Annotated in this window: 15 protein-coding genes; 6 read left to right on the top strand and 9 right to left on the bottom strand. The window is 72.0% G+C overall.

Features of this window, described 5'->3' with window-relative positions:
* The first annotated feature begins 33 nt into the window (after positions 1 to 33).
* Positions 34 to 1,305, top strand: a complete 1,272-nt coding sequence (locus tag ABT008_RS20555) for a multidrug effflux MFS transporter (RefSeq protein ID WP_350697832.1) — start codon at positions 34 to 36, stop codon at positions 1,303 to 1,305.
* A 115-nt stretch (positions 1,306 to 1,420) separates the two neighbouring features.
* Here ABT008_RS20555 and ABT008_RS20550 read toward each other — a convergent pair whose 3' ends face one another.
* Positions 1,421 to 1,891 (bottom strand): SRPBCC domain-containing protein, encoded by a 471-nt coding sequence (locus tag ABT008_RS20550; RefSeq protein ID WP_350697831.1) that lies wholly within the window; start codon positions 1,889 to 1,891, stop codon positions 1,421 to 1,423.
* 79 nt (positions 1,892 to 1,970) lie between these two features.
* Between ABT008_RS20550 and ABT008_RS20545 the strand changes: the two genes are divergently transcribed.
* The 4 genes from ABT008_RS20545 (at position 1,971) to ABT008_RS20530 (ending at position 6,931) form a co-directional block, all read left to right on the top strand.
* Positions 1,971 to 3,308 (top strand): SWIM zinc finger family protein, encoded by a 1,338-nt coding sequence (locus ABT008_RS20545; RefSeq protein WP_350697830.1) that lies wholly within the window; start codon positions 1,971 to 1,973, stop codon positions 3,306 to 3,308.
* Entirely contained in the window at positions 3,305 to 5,959 is a 2,655-nt protein-coding gene (locus ABT008_RS20540) for a DUF6493 family protein (RefSeq protein ID WP_350697829.1), read from the top strand. The genes ABT008_RS20545 and ABT008_RS20540 overlap by 4 nt, the downstream gene beginning before the upstream one ends.
* Positions 5,956 to 6,411, top strand: a complete 456-nt coding sequence (locus tag ABT008_RS20535; protein ID WP_350697828.1) for a hypothetical protein — start codon at positions 5,956 to 5,958, stop codon at positions 6,409 to 6,411. The genes ABT008_RS20540 and ABT008_RS20535 overlap by 4 nt, the downstream gene beginning before the upstream one ends.
* A 79-nt stretch (positions 6,412 to 6,490) precedes the next feature.
* A complete protein-coding gene (locus ABT008_RS20530) occupies positions 6,491 to 6,931 on the top strand; it encodes a hypothetical protein (protein WP_350697827.1) in 441 nt (146 codons plus the stop codon).
* A 54-nt stretch (positions 6,932 to 6,985) separates the two neighbouring features.
* Here ABT008_RS20530 and ABT008_RS20525 read toward each other — a convergent pair whose 3' ends face one another.
* The 3 genes from ABT008_RS20525 to ABT008_RS20515 all read right to left on the bottom strand — a co-directional run bounded on the left by ABT008_RS20525 (position 6,986) and on the right by ABT008_RS20515 (position 8,258).
* Positions 6,986 to 7,129: a hypothetical protein gene (locus ABT008_RS20525; protein WP_350697826.1), complete on the bottom strand. Its 144-nt coding sequence runs from the start codon at positions 7,127 to 7,129 to the stop codon at positions 6,986 to 6,988.
* Between the two features lie 117 nt (positions 7,130 to 7,246).
* Positions 7,247 to 7,885, bottom strand: coding sequence for a hypothetical protein (locus ABT008_RS20520; protein ID WP_350697825.1), 639 nt, complete (start codon positions 7,883 to 7,885; stop codon positions 7,247 to 7,249).
* A gap of 205 nt (positions 7,886 to 8,090) precedes the next feature.
* The gene (locus tag ABT008_RS20515; RefSeq protein ID WP_350697824.1) at positions 8,091 to 8,258 is read right to left on the bottom strand and encodes a hypothetical protein; all 168 of its coding nucleotides are present in this window, start codon (positions 8,256 to 8,258) and stop codon (positions 8,091 to 8,093) included.
* Between the two features lie 581 nt (positions 8,259 to 8,839).
* Between ABT008_RS20515 and ABT008_RS20510 the strand changes: the two genes are divergently transcribed.
* Positions 8,840 to 9,706 (top strand): CPBP family intramembrane glutamic endopeptidase, encoded by an 867-nt coding sequence (locus ABT008_RS20510; protein ID WP_350697823.1) that lies wholly within the window; start codon positions 8,840 to 8,842, stop codon positions 9,704 to 9,706.
* 44 nt (positions 9,707 to 9,750) lie between these two features.
* Here the strand turns inward: ABT008_RS20510 and ABT008_RS20505 are convergent, their stop codons facing one another.
* The 5 genes from ABT008_RS20505 to ABT008_RS20485 form a co-directional block, all read right to left on the bottom strand.
* Positions 9,751 to 10,545, bottom strand: coding sequence for an alpha/beta hydrolase (locus tag ABT008_RS20505; protein WP_350697822.1), 795 nt, complete (start codon positions 10,543 to 10,545; stop codon positions 9,751 to 9,753).
* Entirely contained in the window at positions 10,542 to 11,375 is an 834-nt protein-coding gene (locus ABT008_RS20500; RefSeq protein WP_350697821.1) for an alpha/beta fold hydrolase, read from the bottom strand. Before ABT008_RS20500 ends, ABT008_RS20505 begins: the two co-directional genes overlap by 4 nt.
* Before the next feature lie 99 nt (positions 11,376 to 11,474).
* The gene (locus tag ABT008_RS20495) at positions 11,475 to 12,452 is read right to left on the bottom strand and encodes an AraC-like ligand-binding domain-containing protein (RefSeq protein ID WP_350697820.1); all 978 of its coding nucleotides are present in this window, start codon (positions 12,450 to 12,452) and stop codon (positions 11,475 to 11,477) included.
* A gap of 148 nt (positions 12,453 to 12,600) precedes the next feature.
* Positions 12,601 to 14,865, bottom strand: a complete 2,265-nt coding sequence (locus tag ABT008_RS20490) for a catalase (protein ID WP_350697819.1) — start codon at positions 14,863 to 14,865, stop codon at positions 12,601 to 12,603.
* A 116-nt stretch (positions 14,866 to 14,981) separates the two neighbouring features.
* Positions 14,982 to 15,596 (bottom strand): class I SAM-dependent methyltransferase, encoded by a 615-nt coding sequence (locus ABT008_RS20485; RefSeq protein WP_350697818.1) that lies wholly within the window; start codon positions 15,594 to 15,596, stop codon positions 14,982 to 14,984.
* Positions 15,597 to 15,649: the final 53 nt, after the last annotated feature.

Raw genomic sequence — 15,649 nt, 5'->3', positions numbered from 1 at the left:
TGCTCAGCGTCCGGACCGGCCGGAGATCCTCCGATGAGCGCCCCGCCGCCGGGCGCGCTGATGCCGGGCGACCTGATGAGCCCCCGGCAACGCGTACGGCTCATCCTCGTCCTCGGCTCCCTGATCGCGGTGGGGCCGCTCACCATCGACATGTACCTTCCGGCGCTGCCGGCCATCGCCGAGGACTTCGCCACCAGCTCGGCGGCGGTCCAGTTGACCCTCACCGGCACGCTGGTGGGGCTCGCGCTGGGCCAACTGCTGATCGGCCCGCTCTCCGACGCCGTCGGTCGGCGCAAGCCGCTGATCGCCGGCACCGCGCTGCACATCGTCGCCTCGGTGCTCTGCGCGCTCGCCCCGAACGTCGCCGTGCTCGGCGCGCTGCGGGTCGTCCAGGGCCTGGGCGCCGCAGCCGCCGCCGTGATCGCCATGGCCGTGGTCCGCGACCTGTTCAGCGGTACGGCCTTCGCGCAGGTGCTGTCCCGCCTGCTGCTGGTGATGGGGGCCGCGCCGGTCCTCGCGCCGACGCTCGGCAGCGAACTGCTGCGCTGGACCCGGTGGCAGGGCGTGTTCGCCGCGCTCGCCGTCTTCGGCGTCCTGCTGATGCTGGTCGCCGTCTTCGGTCTGCGGGAGACGTTGCCACCGGCCCGCCGCCAGCGCGGCGGCGTGGTGTCCACCGCGCGCCTCTACCGTTCGTTGCTGCGCGACCGGCCCTTCGTCGGGCTGGTGCTCGTGGCCGGGCTGGCGATGGCGTCGATCTTCGCCTACGTCAGCGGTTCCTCGTTCGTCCTCCAGGAGCAGTACGGCCTCGACGAGCAGCAGTTCGGGTTCGCCTTCGGCGCGGGCGCGATCGGTCTGATCGCGGCCACCCAGGCCAACGTACGCCTGCTGCGGCGCTACTCGCCGCAACGGATCCTGGCCAGCGCCCTGCTGGTCGGCACCGTCGCCGGTCTGGTGCTGCTCGGCCTCGCCGCGACCGGCCTCGGTGGCCTGCCGGCGCTGCTCGCGGCGCTGTGGGTGGTGCTCGCCGCCGCCGGCCTGGCCCTGCCGAACGCCCCGGCCGTGGCGTTGACCCGGCACGGCGAAGCCGCCGGCACCGCCTCCGCGCTGCTCGGCGCGGTGCAGTTCGGCGTCGGTGCGGTGGCCGCACCGATGGTCGGGGTGCTCGGCAACGGTGCGGTGGCGATGGCCGTGGTGGTGGCCGGTGGCATGGCGTCGGCGCTGGTCGTGCTGCACCTCGTGGTGCGACCGGCGCAGCTCGACGCCCCGGAGCCCGACGCGAAGCCGCTGGCCGTCGCGGTCCACTGACCGCCGGCCCGGTCCCGGCCGAGGTGCGCGGCGGCCGGGTTGTCCTCCGGCCGTCCTGCGTGGTCGCCGGGTTCCGCTCAGCCCGGTGCTACGGCGCGGCCCGGTCCTGCTGCGGCTATCGGTGGTCCTCGCCCGTCTCGACGAGGCGGGCGAGGTTCGCCAGCGCCATCCGGGTGCCGGTCTCGTTGTCGGCGGCCGGGACGGCGTCCGGCACGCCCTCGTGCACCACGTGCACGTCGGTGCCGCCGTCGGCGTCGGTGAGCGTGGTGGTCATCGTCATGACACCGCGCAACGCGGGATCGTCGGTCTCGAACTCCAGGACCTCCACCACCACCTCGTCCGGCACCAACCGACGGAAGTGGCCGTGGTAGGTGTCGGTGTGCGCCGCCGTCTTGCCCGTGGCGTCGGCCGCGTCGTAGGTCAACGACACCCGGAACGCGCCGCCCTCACGGGCCTCGAAGTGGTGCACCCGGCCGGTCATGCCGTCCGGCGTCCGCCACACCGCGACCGCGTCGGGGTCCAGCAGGGCCCGGTAGACCGCCGGACGCGGTGCCGCGACGTACGCGGTGACCTGGGTCGTGTACATGGGCGGACGGTACCGTCCACCGGTGACGAAACCGGCGCGCGCCGAGTCGTGTCGCAGTCGTGCTCTACCGTCCGACGGCGTGAACGCAGTGCAGACGTACCGGTATCTCGCCCCCTCCGCGCTCGGCGGCGGCGCGCTCGCCCTCCAGACCAGCGGCGGGCCGACCCCGAATCCCCGCTTCTTCCGTGGCTTCCTGACCACGCCGCAGGCGGCGGCGGTCGGCCTGCTGGCGGTGGCCGAGGTGGCCCGCACCCGCTACCACCGGCCGGTCGACCCGGCCAGCCTCGACCCGGTGGTCACCGGCAGCCGCGACCGGCTGCGCTTCGAGTCCTTCTCCGGCTGCTGCGGCGTGTACGCGCGCCTCGACGCGCTGCCCGAGGGTCTCGACGGTGACGTGATCGAGCACGGCACCACCAACGTGGACGTCAACACGCCGCTGCGGGAGGCGCTGTCCCGGGTCGGCGGGCTGGACCCGCTGCACCTGTCGGTCGGTCCCGACGACCTGACCGTGTCGACGATGGACGGCGAGGTGGTCGAGAAGAAGGTCCCGCTGCCGGTGCGTTGGCTGCGTGGCTTCGCCGAGGTGCAGGTGCTCGCCGCCCGCTTCGAGCCCCGCGCGGAGCTGTCGGCGGCCGAGGCCACCACGTTCCTGCGGCGGCTGCCGAAGGGCGGCAGCCGCTCGGTGCTGTGGGTGGTGCCGGCCGGCCGGTCGCTGCGGTTGACCTCGCGTCCGGTCCCCGGGGCGGTCTGCCTGGCCGGGCCGAGCCGGTTGGTCGCGCTGCATCCGATGCTGCGCTTCGCGAAGACCCTCCGCGTGTACGGCCCGACGGTGCAGGCCGGTTCCGCTCCGCTGCCCAGCGTGTGGGAGCTGGACACCGGGGCGCTGCGGCTCTCGCTGACCCTCTCCCCCGAGCCCTACCGTGGTTTCTCCGGCGAGGGCGCGGCGCTGACCGCGCTGGCCGGTGACGACGTGGTCGACGACGCCGAGCTGATCTCCGCGCTGCTGTCCTGGGACCCCACCGTCGACGTGGACCGGTTGGCCGGTGAGGCGGGCATCGACGCCGACCGGGTCCGGGGCGCGTTGGCGCAGCTCGGCACCGCCGGCCGCGTCGGGTACGACGTCTCCGAGGCGGCGTACTTCCACCGGGTCATGCCGTACGACGCGGGCCGGGCCGAGCGTGACAACCCCCGGCTGGTCGGCGCGCGGGCGTTGCTCGACGCCGGGGCGGTGCAGGTGGACGGCGCGTCGGCCACCATCCGCAGCGGCGACCAGGTGTACCGGGTCCGGCTGCTGGCCGACGGCGCGCTCACCTGCACCTGCCCCTGGTGGGCCAAGCACCGGGGGCAACGGGGGCCGTGCCGGCACGCCCTGGCCGCGCGGATGATGGTCACCAACCGGGTCGAGGAGCGGGTGTGAGGCGTCCCACGCAGGTCGACATCATCAAGAGCATGCCGCGACGTCGGCGGGAGTTGGCCGAAGGCGGCACCAGTGACCTGTTCGACCTGGTCGGCAACGGCTCCGCCGAGCAGGTCGCGGAGGCGCTGGTCGGGCTGCCCGAGCCGCGCCGCCGCGAGATCGGTGTGGAGCTGACCGCCTGGTTCAAGAAGCGGGACAAGGAGACCTGGTGGACCTCCGGGCCGGGCACCGCGCTCGCGGTCGCCGTCGTCGGTTGCCTGCCGACCGCCGCCCAGGCCGCCGCGATCATCGGGCGCGCCTCGGTGCCGGTGGACGGCACCCGGGCCGCAAGGCTCGTCCTCGCCGTCGCCGAGGAACGCGGCGTCACCTGGCTCGGTGACCTGGCATACCGGGTGGCCGCGCGGTTCGGCCAACGAACCTGGGTCGACGGCTGGCTGTTCGTCGCCGCGTTGTTGCAGGCCGAGGGGTCACCGCCGCCCACCGACGACCGCTCGGTGCAGCTTTGGCTGAGCGCCGTGCAGTTCCCGGACCGGGGCCGCCGAGGTGCCCCGACCCCGGTGGCGGACCGGATCCGCGACGACCCGTTCCTGCCGGCCATGCTGACCCGGCTGTTCGAGGTGGACGGCATCGGCACCCAGATGATGTTCGACGTGCACTGGAAGAGCTGGGACGAGCCGAAGCGGCACGCCCTGCTGACCGCGCTGACCCAGCTCGCCGCCGAAGGGGTGGTCGACCGGGCGGCACTCGTCGACGGCGCGCTCGGCCGCCTGCTACGGGGCGACCGGCCCACCGCGCTGCGCGCCTTCACCACCCTGCTCGGCCTGCTCGCGCTGAGCACCGCCGAGATCGCCGCCCGCGCCACCGACCACCTGCGCCTGCTCACCGACGCGCCCGCACCGGTCGCCACCATGGCGCAGAAGGCGCTGCGTCAGGTGCCCGACCTGGAGTTGGAGTCGGTCCTCGACGCCTCCCGCCAGGTGCTCACCCGGCCCGACAAGGCGCTGGTCCGCACCCAGCTCACCTGGCTCGACAAGCTGGCCCGCCAGCACCCCGACCGGGCCACCGAGATCGCCGAGGTGATCGCGCTCGGTGCCGAGCATCCCGCCGTCGAGCTGCGCGACCGCGCCACCGCCCTGGCCACTCGCCACGGCGTCGCGCCGGTCCCACCCGACCTCGGCGCGGCGGTCACCGGCCCGCGCGGCGACGACCTGCCCGCCCCGACGCCACCCGCCCCGGCCCCCGAGCCGATCACCGACGTCGACGAGCTGGCCGAGGAGGTCGCCGCGCTGCTCGGCACCCGCTACGAAGGCGCGTCGCTGGAACGGATCCTGGACGGGCTGGTCCGGTTCACCGCCACCGACGCCGTCAAGGTACGCACCGCCCTCGACCCGGTGATCGAACGTCGGCACTGGTCGTGGGCCAACGAGCACCAGTACGATCCGCTCTGCCTCTGCCAGGTGCTCGTCGACGTGTTCACCAGCGCCGGAGTCGACCAGCCCACCCAGCCCCGGTCCCGATGGCAGGCGCTGCTCGCGGCGGTCCGCCGCAGCGAACCCTCGACACCGGAGCTGGTCGGCACGAATCCCCGGGTGCCCCCGGTGCACCGGCTGCTGCGCGCCCGGCTCGTCGAGATCGGCGCACACGTCACCGACCGCGGCGACACCGGACTGTTGTCCCTGCCCACGTCCGCCAACGGCACCGTCGACCCGTTGGCCCTGGTGGAACGGCTCGCCGCGCTCGGTGGCCGTACGCCCGGGCACTGGGATCTGACCCAGGCGTTGCTGCGGTTGCCGACCGACGCCGACGAAGCGGTCGCCGGAAAGGCGGCGGCGTTGGGCACTCCGGCCGGTGACCGCCTCGCCGCCTGGCTGCGCGACGGTGGACTGCCACAACCGGTGATGCGGCAGAGCACCCTGCGCCGCAAGCGCAAGGGCCAGTACAACTGGGACCACCCGTACATGCCGCCGGAGCGGCTGCTGGTCGAGCTGAGCCCGCCCGACGGCCACGCCGACCCCGACGGGCTGCTCACCCTGCACCCGTCCTCGATCGGCGTGGAGCACACCGGCTGGGTGAACCTGTGGCCCTCGCTGCTGCCCGGCCACCGGGGCGTCGTCGCCGCCTCCGTCCTCCCCCTCGTCGCCAACACCGCCGACATCGACCAACGGGACGGCACGGCGGTGCTGCCGCTGCTCGCCGAGACCACCGGCCCCGGCGGTATCGCCCTCGACCTGGCGATGGCGTACGGCCTCGGCGCCCGGCACGCGCCCGACCGCGTCGCCACCCTGGACGCCCTGCTCACGCTCGCCGCCGCCGACCAGCTCGACGCAGGAGGAACCGGCACGGCGCTCGGCACCCTGGCCACCGGGGAACGGGTCAAACTGTCGCGGGTCGTCGAGCCCCTCCGCGACGCCGCCCAGGCGGGCGCACCGCTGACCGTGTGGCGACTGCTGGCCGCCACGCTGCCCGCACTGCTCTCCGCGCCGACCACCCCACGCGGCACCATCGACATGCTGACCCTGGCCACCGAGACCGCCACCACCACCGGGGTACGTCTCGACGTCCCCGGCCTCGCCGAGGTGGCCGCCCGAGGTGGATCCAGCCGGCTGGTCACCGAAGCCCGTCGCCTGCACCAGGCGCTACAGATCGGATGAGCGAACCGCCACCGACGACGGAGACCGCCCGGAACGCACCCGGGCGGTCTCCCGCCGACAACTGGCGGCGGTTCTGGCGACGACAACCGGACATCCGCCCCGAGCCGGTCGACCTGCACTACGTGGTCGCCGTCGGCCTGTCGGCCCTGGCCGTCGGGGCGATCGTCGGTGTCGCCCTGGTGCTGCTGATCCCCTACCACCCGCCGACAACCATCCTCCTGGCCACGCTGTCGCCCGTCCTCCACCTGCACGCGGAGGGGGTACGCCATCGCTGGTGGGCCCTTGCCGCCGGCCTGGCGGCAGGCGTCGCGGCCGGTCTCGGTCTCGACGCCCTGCTGGAGACGGTCATCGGCTCGGAGTGGGCGACGGTGGGTGGCCTGCTGTTCGGCAGCGCGGTCGGCATCGTGACGCATGCGGGGACAACCCACCTCCCGGTCCGCACCGTACGATGACCGGGGAACGACGTCCGATCCGCGTTCCGATCAGCCGGTCCGACCTCGGCAGCGGCGCTCACCTCTGGCAGGTTCTCCCATGCCCACCTCTTCGGCCTGGCGGGTCGCGATCGCAGCGCTCCTCGGCGCGGTGTTCGGCACCACGATCGGCGCGACCTGGCGAGCGCTGAATGAGCAGGACCGGCCCGCCGAGGACTCGATCGGTCTGCTGTATCTCACCCTGGTCGTCGGGCTGCCGACGATCGTGGTGGTGAGCTGGGTGCTGCTGGCGCTGACCGGCCCGGCCTGGGTGGCGCCGACAGTCACGATCGGCGGACTGGCCACTGGAGGCTTCGCCCTCGGCCTCTATCAGCAGACCATCGACCCGTCCGGATTGCCGCCAGTCGCGGTCTACGCATCGATCTGGGGCACGTGCTACGCAGCCGTCGCGTTGGCCTGCGTGCCCCGTGTGCTCCGACCGGTCCGGGTCGGCATCATCGCCCTGCTGGTGACCCCGGCAATCCTGTCGCTCGTGCTCTGAACAGACGGCCGGCGGACGCCCCCAAAGGAGGGTCGTTGTGCTGCTCGGACCCGCTCAGAGAGGACCACCGGTCGGCTCCGAGAAAGCCAGCAGCCGCCGGAGTACTCCGATGTCGCCGATGTCCTTCTGCCGCCATGGTCGGCCGTTGCGCAGGTGCGGGTACTGCTCCTTCATGGCCAGCATGCCCGAGATGCTCATGGCCAGTACCGGCGTGCCATCGAGCCTCCGTGTCACGCGAATCTTGAGGACGGAGCAGCGCGCGACGAGCCGGGGCTGGGAGCGGCGGCGCGCATCTCGGCTCGGGCTAGACAGTGATCAGGTGCGGGCGCTCGGGGTCTGTTTCTCGGTCAGCTCCCACCGGTCGCCGTGACCTGCGGCGATCACGATCGCCTCGATCACCCGCTGGGTCGCCTCCGGATCCTTGACGAGGTTGACGGCGGCTTCGAGGCCGACCGGTGGCCCACCGGCGAGACCGGCGGCCACGCCGATCATCTGCCGATCACGATCCGGCACGTCGGCGGCTGCCGCGAAATCGACGACTGCCCCCCAGTCTCTGACCTGCCCCATCGAGACGATGCCAGCCTCACCCCACACCAAATCTATTTCCTCCACGAGGTCACCGAAACCGGGCTGGTCCGGCACCGTGGTGAAGGTCAGCAGATGCACGGCGGCTTGCCGATCGCGCGTGGCTCCGGTGACGATGTCTGTGTGCAGGAGGTCCCGGATCCCTTGACCGGTGGACTTCGAGTCGAAATGGCGGCTCCGATGCAGCGAGGGCGCCATGTCGGGGTCGGCCAGCAGCTCTGCCACCCGCAGGCACTCCTCACACGGGGGCAGAGCGGAGATGTCGACCCACGTGTCAGTGCGGAACTCGTCGTACTGAGTGTCCATCGCCTCCTGATCCGCGCCCGCGACGGGACGCTCCGGAGTCGAGCACAACGTGTAACCGCTCATCCCGTCTCCGCTGCCCATGAGGCTGAGATCCACGGACAGGTGCCGCAACCTGCCGTCCGTACATGGTTTAGGTGTCATCGGTTCCTCCCCACCACCGGATGCTGCACCAGCCGCCCGCAACAACGAAGTCTATCCATCTCCAACAACAGGTCGGCCTGCCTTCCCGCTCTTCCGATTCAGCCACGCGCGGGGGTGCCGGACCTGATCAGCCCGTGCGGCGCACGCGCTCCCGGAGTAGGCGCACGAAGACCCGTACGCCGATCACGATGATCACCGCGACCGCCGCCCCGGCCAGGTAGACCCACCGGCCGCCGAGCAGGTTGCCGATCCCGAGCAGGGTCGTTGCCACGCCCTGCCACAGCAACTCGGACACGGTCATATGGTCTGTGCGGGAGGTCGGCCGACTCTGCCGACCCTCGGTGCGCAGGAGGTTCACCGCACGCGCCGTGAGCAGCACACCGAAGATGAGACAGAGCCAGCCGGCAATGAGGTTCAGCAGGGGCGGCACGGAACCTCCTGGAGACATGTCCGACCGACCCAGACCGGACAGAGGCGATAGCCCGATCTTGGCACCACTGTGGACGCTGCGCATGCCGGCCGGGATCCGATGATCGCCCAGACGTCGCGCTCTCTGCGCGAACAACTTCATGGATGCTGCTGTCTCGACGCCGGCTGAGGCAGCAGCATCCATGAAGTTGTGGTCTGGAGCCGGCGACGACCCACGTTTCGGCGCAACTGGTGCAAGGGGCGGGCTGATCCGTCTGTGCTGTCAGCTCGACAGGGGCCGAGGCCATGGAGTCCACCACTGGCGAGCCGCTCACCACGGGCTGAGCACGGGCCGGGTCGACTGGCGGGCGCGGGGTAGCGTCGGCTCGCATGGGGATCTTGGGGAGGGACACGAAGGACGTCGGACGACTGGTGCGACCTGCGGAGACGGGCCGGTGGGTGGTACCCGTGCTGGTGCCGCTCGTGGTGGTCTTCGTCGCGTACGCATGGATCGTTCCCGACGGGCTGGCTGAGGCCACCCGCAGTGTCGCGGTGGCGACGGCCTGGGGCGTGGCCCTGGTCGTCACGCTGCTCGTGACGCTGCTGGTCCTTCTCGCGGTCACGGCGGCCCGGCGTGGCACCACAGCGGTACGGCGGATCGTGGCCGCACCCGGCACCTGGCTCGCGGTCGCCGTGGTCGGTTACCTCGTGCTGCTCACCTCCGTCTCCGGGCGAATGGCGCCGCTGCCGGTGTTCGACGCGCTCGATCGGCACTGGCAGGGCAAGGTGCTCGACCTGGTCTGGCTGGCCATCCTGTTCGGCATGTTGCACCGGTGGGCGCGTGCCGAGGCGGGCCTGCGGCTGAGGATCACGCCCGGCTCGGCCCGGCCAGCGCTGCTCACCATCGCCGTCGTGTTCGGGGTCTTCGTCGGGCTCACCGCGCTGGCGGTCGCGCTGGATCCGTCGGCCGCCACGGCGGTGGGCGCCGAGCAGGTGGCCTACAACGCCACGATCCCGAACCTGACCGAGGAGTTGATCTGGCGGGCCGCGATGCTCGCGGTGCTCGACCGGGCCTTCGGTACGCCCTGGGTCGTGCTCGGTGCGCCGGTCGGCTGGGGCATCGTGCTCACCAGCGTGGTCTTCGGCGCCGGTCACGGCATCCTCGTCGACCTCGACGGCGTCTGGGGCTTCAACGTCGCCGGCGGCCTCTTCGCGGCCGTGATGGGGTTGGCGCTGGGGTGGATCTGGGCGCGCACCGGCAGCGTGTGGCCCGCGTTCCTGCTGCACTGCGCACCGGAACTGGGGGTGGACGTCGGCATGCTGGTCGCCGGGTGAGCCGGCGTGGGCTCCCGACGGCGTACCGGCGGGAGCCCACCGGCTCAGACGGCGTGGCGCTGGGCCCAGTCGAGGGCGTAGTCGGCGACCTGCTCCCAGCCGGGCTCCGCACACGTCCAGTGTGAGCGCTCGGGGAACTCGTGGAAGTCGGTGACGGTGCCGGGCGCCTTGTAGTGGTGGGCGTTGGAGCGGTTCACCGAGGCCGGCATGATGTGGTCCTTGCCCCCGGCGATGAACAGCAACGGGGCGCGCCCCTCGTTACGGAAGTCGACCCAGGTCTCCTGCTTGCCGGGGGTGAAGTTGGCGAGCAGGCCGTAGGACCAGACCCAGCTTCCCGGCGCGGCGATCGCGTACCGGTCGTAGGCGGCGCGGGCCTCGTCCTCCGGCAGCGTGTTGGTGAACGCGTAGTGGAACTGCTCCGGGGTGAACCCGGCCGCGCGGTGGCGCTTGGCCGGGTTGTTGAGGATCGGGAACAGCGACTTGATCTGCGAGGGCGGGTTCACCCGGATACCCTCGGGCGGCGCCGAGTTGATCACGACGCCGGCCGCGCCGTGTCCCCGGTCGAGCAGGAGCTGGGTCAGCGTGCCGCCGAAGGAGTGGCCCATGATGATCGGCTTCTCCGGTAGCGCGGTGATGACCTTCTCCAGGTGCGACACGGTCTCCGGGACGGTCACCGCCGCAATCGGCGTCGGGTCGGCGCGCAGCGCCTCCACCTCCACCTCGAAGCCCGGGTACGTCGGCGTCAGCACCGTGTGCCCCTGCGCCTCGAAGTACGGCACCCAGTGTTCCCAACTGCGCGAGGTGACCCAGAGGCCGTGCACCAGGACGATCGTGCTCATGCGTCGTACTCCTTCAGGAAGGCCAGCAGGTCCTGGCCGAGCTGCTCCTTGTGAGTGTCGGTGATGCCGTGCGGCGCGCCCGGGTAAACGACCAGAGTCGCGTCCTTGACCAGGGCGGCGGACGCCTTGCCGCCGACGTCGAAGGGCACGACCTGGTCGTCGTCGCCGTGGATGACCAGCGTCGGCACGTCGAACCGGGCGAGGTCGCCCCGGAAGTCGGTGGCCGAGAAGGCCGCGATGCTCTCGTACGCGTTGCGGTGCCCGGCCTGCACGCTCTGCCGCCAGAACGCGTCCCGGATCCCGGCCGAGATCTCCACCCCGGGCCGGTTGTTGCCGAAGAACGGGCCGTCGGCGAGGTCCCGGTAGAGCTGCGACCGGTCCGCCAGCGACCCGGCCCGCAAGCCGTCGAAGACCTCCCCGGGTACGCCGTCCGGGTTGTCGTCGGTGCGCAGCATCAGCGGGGGTACGGCGGAGACCAGCACCGCCTGGGCCACTCGGGAGGTGCCGTGCCGGCCGATGTACCGGGTGATCTCTCCCCCGCCGGTGGAGAACCCGACGAGGGTCACGTCGCGCAGGTCGAGCGCGTCGACCAGGGTGGCGAGGTCGTCGGCGTACGTGTCCATCTCGTTGCCGTGCCAGGTCTGGGTGGAGCGCCCGTGCCCGCGCCGGTCGTGCGCCACGACCCGGTAGCCGTGCGAGGCGAGGAACAGGGCCTGCGCCTCCCAACTGTCGGAGTTGAGCGGCCAGCCGTGGCTGAGCACGACGGGTCGTCCCGTACCCCAGTCCTTGTAGAAGATCTCCGCGCCGTCCGCGGTCGTGACGAAGGGCATCCTGCCGTCCTTTCGCTGCCTGGGCGAGAAATGTCGCACCGATCGCGCGGGCCGGGTTTCGTGTCGGCGCACGGTTCTTGCGCCTGACGGCACACCGGTTCAGCGCGAGCGGGCCGGTTCCGGAACACGGGTGGTCGGCCTCGTCGCGGCGAGTTGTCGTGGGGTCAGCCCGAAGGCCGCCCGGAAACGGTGGGAGAAGAAGCTCGGGCTGGAGAAGCCCCACGCGCGGGCCAGCGCCGCGATGGAGGTGTACCGCCGGTGCGAGGCGGTCAGGTCGGCCCGAGCGCCCTGGAGGCGCTGCTCGATGATCGACTGTTCCAGGCTCTGTCCCCTCTCCTCGTACAACTTGTAGAGAGCGCGCAGCGAGATGGCGTTGGCGGCGGCGACCCGGGCCGGGGTGAGGTCGGGCTCGCGCAGGTGCGCGCGGACGTACGCCGCAACGCGTGCGTACATCGAGGACTCGACGGTGTCGCGCAGCAGGCGACCACTGCCGGCGGCGGAGACCACCAGCGCCCGCATCAGCTCGACCGACGCGGCACCGAGTTCGGCCGAGGCGGCGGTGGCGGAGAGCGGGTCGGCCTGCGTGGTCATCCGGATCACGTGGTCGCGCACCAGGTCGTACATCGGGCTGCCCGGCAGCGTCCGGGCCGCCTCGTGGATCAGGTCGCGGGGTACGCCGAGCCGGTCCACGTCGACGTGCAGCGCATACGACGCCCCGCCGCCCTGCCAGCCGTAGACGTACGGCAGCGACAGGTCGACCAGCATCAGGTCGCGCGGCCCGAATTGGCGGTCCTCGCGTGCCCAGCTCAGGTGGTTGTCGGTACGCAGCGGCACCGCCAGCACGATCGAGGTCTCGGTCTCCGCGCGGGACATCCGAGGGGTACGTCGCAGCGTGGTGCCCGACGCCTCGATGGTGAAGACCTTCGCGGGCCCGAAGTCGAAGATGGCCATCCGGGCGTGGATCGCGTCCGGGTCCTCGAACGACGCCATGCTCGACGAACAGTTGGCGCTGACCGTGGCCTGGAACGCCTCGGCGCGCTCGCCGACCGGCAGGTTCCCGGTGTCCAGCACGAGCATGCTCCCTCCCTCCGTCGGATCGAAACCTAACGCTGGCCCGACGGGCCGGGGAGGGCTGTGAGTGCACGGGCGCGACCGACAGTGCACGGATGCGGGGGCGGGTCCGTCGCCGTGCGACGGACCGCCCCCCGCAGGACCGGTCGGTGGGTCAGCCGACCGAGGCGGGGAACCGTTCCCAGACCCGGTGGTCGGCCATCAGCCGGTGCACTCCGGTGAAGACGTCCTCGCCGGAGTCGCCGGTGACGACGCCGGGCGTACCGGCGACGCCGGCCTGCTCCAGCACGGAGACTCCGGGCCCCCAGGCGCCGATCGCCTTGGCGTGCCGCCAGCACTCCTCGACCATCAGCAGCACCCGGGGGTCCGCCGGACCGGTCGCGGGTGCCGCGCCAGCCTTGGCGTCACGGGCGGGCAGCGCGTCCGGGGCCGGGGCCGGGGCGGTGGCGATCAGCAGCGCGTCGAGTTCGACCGACCGGCCGGTGGCGAAGCTGCGCTGCGCGGGCAGGTCACCGATCAGACCGCCGTGTGGGGCGATCAGCAGCGGCACCATGTCGGCGGCGAAGACCGCCCGACGGACGTCGCGGACCGTGTCGAAGTCGGCCTCCGGGTCCACCACGATGCCGACCATCCGCCCGTCGGCCGGCCACTGCCTCCCCACCTGGGACAGCACGGGGCTGGGCGTGACGTCGGCCAGTGGCACGGTCGGCTGCGGCGCGGGCAGTCCGAGACCGGCGGCGACCTGGGCGCAGAGCACCGGGTCGACGTTGGCCAGGCACTGGAGCTGCCGTTCCTTGATCTCCTGGTGGTAGCACTTGCCGAGCTCGAAGGTGTAGGCGCGGATGATGTGCTCCCGCTCCACCGGGGACATGCTCAGCCAGAACAGTCGCGCCTGGCTGAAGTGGTCGTCGAAGGAGACCGGGTTGGCCCGGATCTTCGGCGCCTCGGCCACCCGCACCGGCACGTCGAGGAAGGCGTTCTCGGCGTCACCGGCCGGGAACGGGTTGCCGCCGTCGAGCGAGTTCGGCCGGTACGGTGCCACCCCGGCGTGCACGGCGTGCTGGTGGAAGCCGTCGCGCAGCATGTCGTTGACGGCCGCGTGCGGCCGGTTGATCGGGATCTGTGCGAAGTTCGGGCCGCCCAGGCGGGTGAGCTGGGTGTCGACGTAGGAGAAGAGGCGGCCCTGCAAGAGCGGGTCGTTGGTGACGTCGATGCCGGGCGGCAGGTGGCCGACGTGGAAGGCGACCTGCTCGGTCTCGGCGAAGAAGTTCGTCGGCGTACGGTTCAGCGTCAGGCTGCCGACCAACTGCACCGGGGCGAGTTCCTCCGGCACGATCTTCGTCGGGTCGAGCAGGTCGATGCCGGCGAACGTCTCCTCGGGGGTGTCCGGGAAGACCTGGAGACCGAGTTCCCACTCCGGGAAGGCGCCCGCCTCGATGGCGTCGTACAGGTCGCGCCGGTGGAAGTCCGGGTCGATGCCGGCAAGCATCTGGGCCTCCTCCCACACCAGGGAGTGCACGCCCAGCTTGGGCTTCCAGTGGAACTTCGCCAGCACCGTCTCGCCCGCCTCGTTCACCAGGCGGAAGGTGTGTACGCCGAAGCCCTCCATGGTCCGGTACGAGCGCGGGATGCCCCGGTCGGACATGTTCCACAAGGTGTGGTGCTGCGCCTCGGTGTGCAACGAGACGAAGTCCCAGAACGCGTCGTGCGCGCTCTGCGCCTGCGGGATCTCCCGGTCCGGGTGCGGCTTGCCGGCATGGATGATGTCCGGGAACTTGATCGCGTCCTGGATGAAGAAGACCGGCATGTTGTTGCCGACGAGGTCGAAGGTGCCCTCGTCGGTGTAGAACTTCGTCGCGAAGCCCCGGGTGTCGCGGACGGTGTCGGCCGAGCCGCGTGACCCGAGGACGGTGGAGAACCTGACGAACACGTCGGTCGCACGGCCCTTGCGCAGGAACCCCGCCCGGGTCACGGCCTCGGCCGCGCCGTACGCGGTGAACACGCCGTGTGCTCCCGCACCCCGGGCATGCACGACCCGCTCCGGGATGCGTTCGTGGTCGAAGTGTGTGATCTTCTCGCGCAGGTGGTGGTCCTGCAGCAGGGTGGGTCCACGTGGCCCCGCCTTGAGCGAGTGGTCCGTGTCGCGCAGCCGCGCCCCCTGTGCCGTGGTCAGGTAGGCGCCCTGCTGACCGTTCGCGGTGGTCGGCGCACCGGTGCGCGCGCCGGTCGGCGTACGGGTCTGCGGGCTGCCCTGCTCCGGCTTGGGCGGCAGCGGGTCCTGCGGTGTGGTCGGCTCGGCCACGGTCGGTGGTGCGCTGCCCGGTTTGCCGGGCACTTCCGGCGTGAGGGCGTCGGTGACCTTCTCGGCGGCGGACTCCACCGCGTCCTTGACCACCTTCGCGGGACTGCGGGCATCCATATCGGCGACTACCTCCTGCGGACACGAGGACCAGATGCCATCGCGGTACCCTGGCGAGAGTCGGCAAAACAGGGCGAACGGTATAAGTCTGGTGAGGCCGGTCCCTCGGTGCTCGGCTAGGCCCGGCGGGCGTGCACGCGTTCGATCGCGCCGTAGCTGAGGCGTTCGGCGGCGAGCACCTCGACGTCGAACTGCCGCAGGGTACGCAGCGGGCGGCGGGTGTAGTGCTCACCCTGCAACGGCACGCTCACCAGGTCGACGACATGCTGCGCGGCGCGCAGCAGCGGGTGGGAGGCGGCGACGTGGTCGGCGAGCAGCAGACTGCCGCCGGGCCGCAGCACCCGCAGCGCCTCGGTCAGCGCGGCCTGCTCGTCGGGGACGCAACAGAGCGCGAAGGTGCAGACCACGGTGTCGAAGCGCGCGTCGGCGAAGGGCAACGCGGTCGCGTCGGCGGCGGCCAACGTGACGCTACGCCCGAGGTCGGCGGCGCGTCGCCCGGCGGCCTGCACCATCCGGGGACTGAAGTCGACGCCGCGCAGCCGTACGTCGGCCGGGTAGTGCGGCAGGTTGAGGCCGGTGCCGACGGCAACCTCCAGCGTGTGCCCGGTGGCGCGGCGGCACACCCACCGGCGGCTGGCCCCGAGCAGCCGGCGTTCCGCCGACGCGGTCCGCCGGTCGTACCCGGCGGCCCGGTCGTCCCAGTAGCGCTTCAGCCGGTCACGTCGTCGCACCTGGAGTCCCCGCTCTCCCGACCGCCGGCCGGTTGATCAAGAAGTTTGAGCCC

It is taken from the genome of Micromonospora sp. NPDC002389 (genome assembly GCF_040296095.1).
Lineage (GTDB): Bacteria > Actinomycetota > Actinomycetes > Mycobacteriales > Micromonosporaceae > Micromonospora.
The sequence above is the reverse complement of the archived record's forward strand: the minus strand, read 5'-3'. Positions and strand labels throughout refer to the sequence as shown.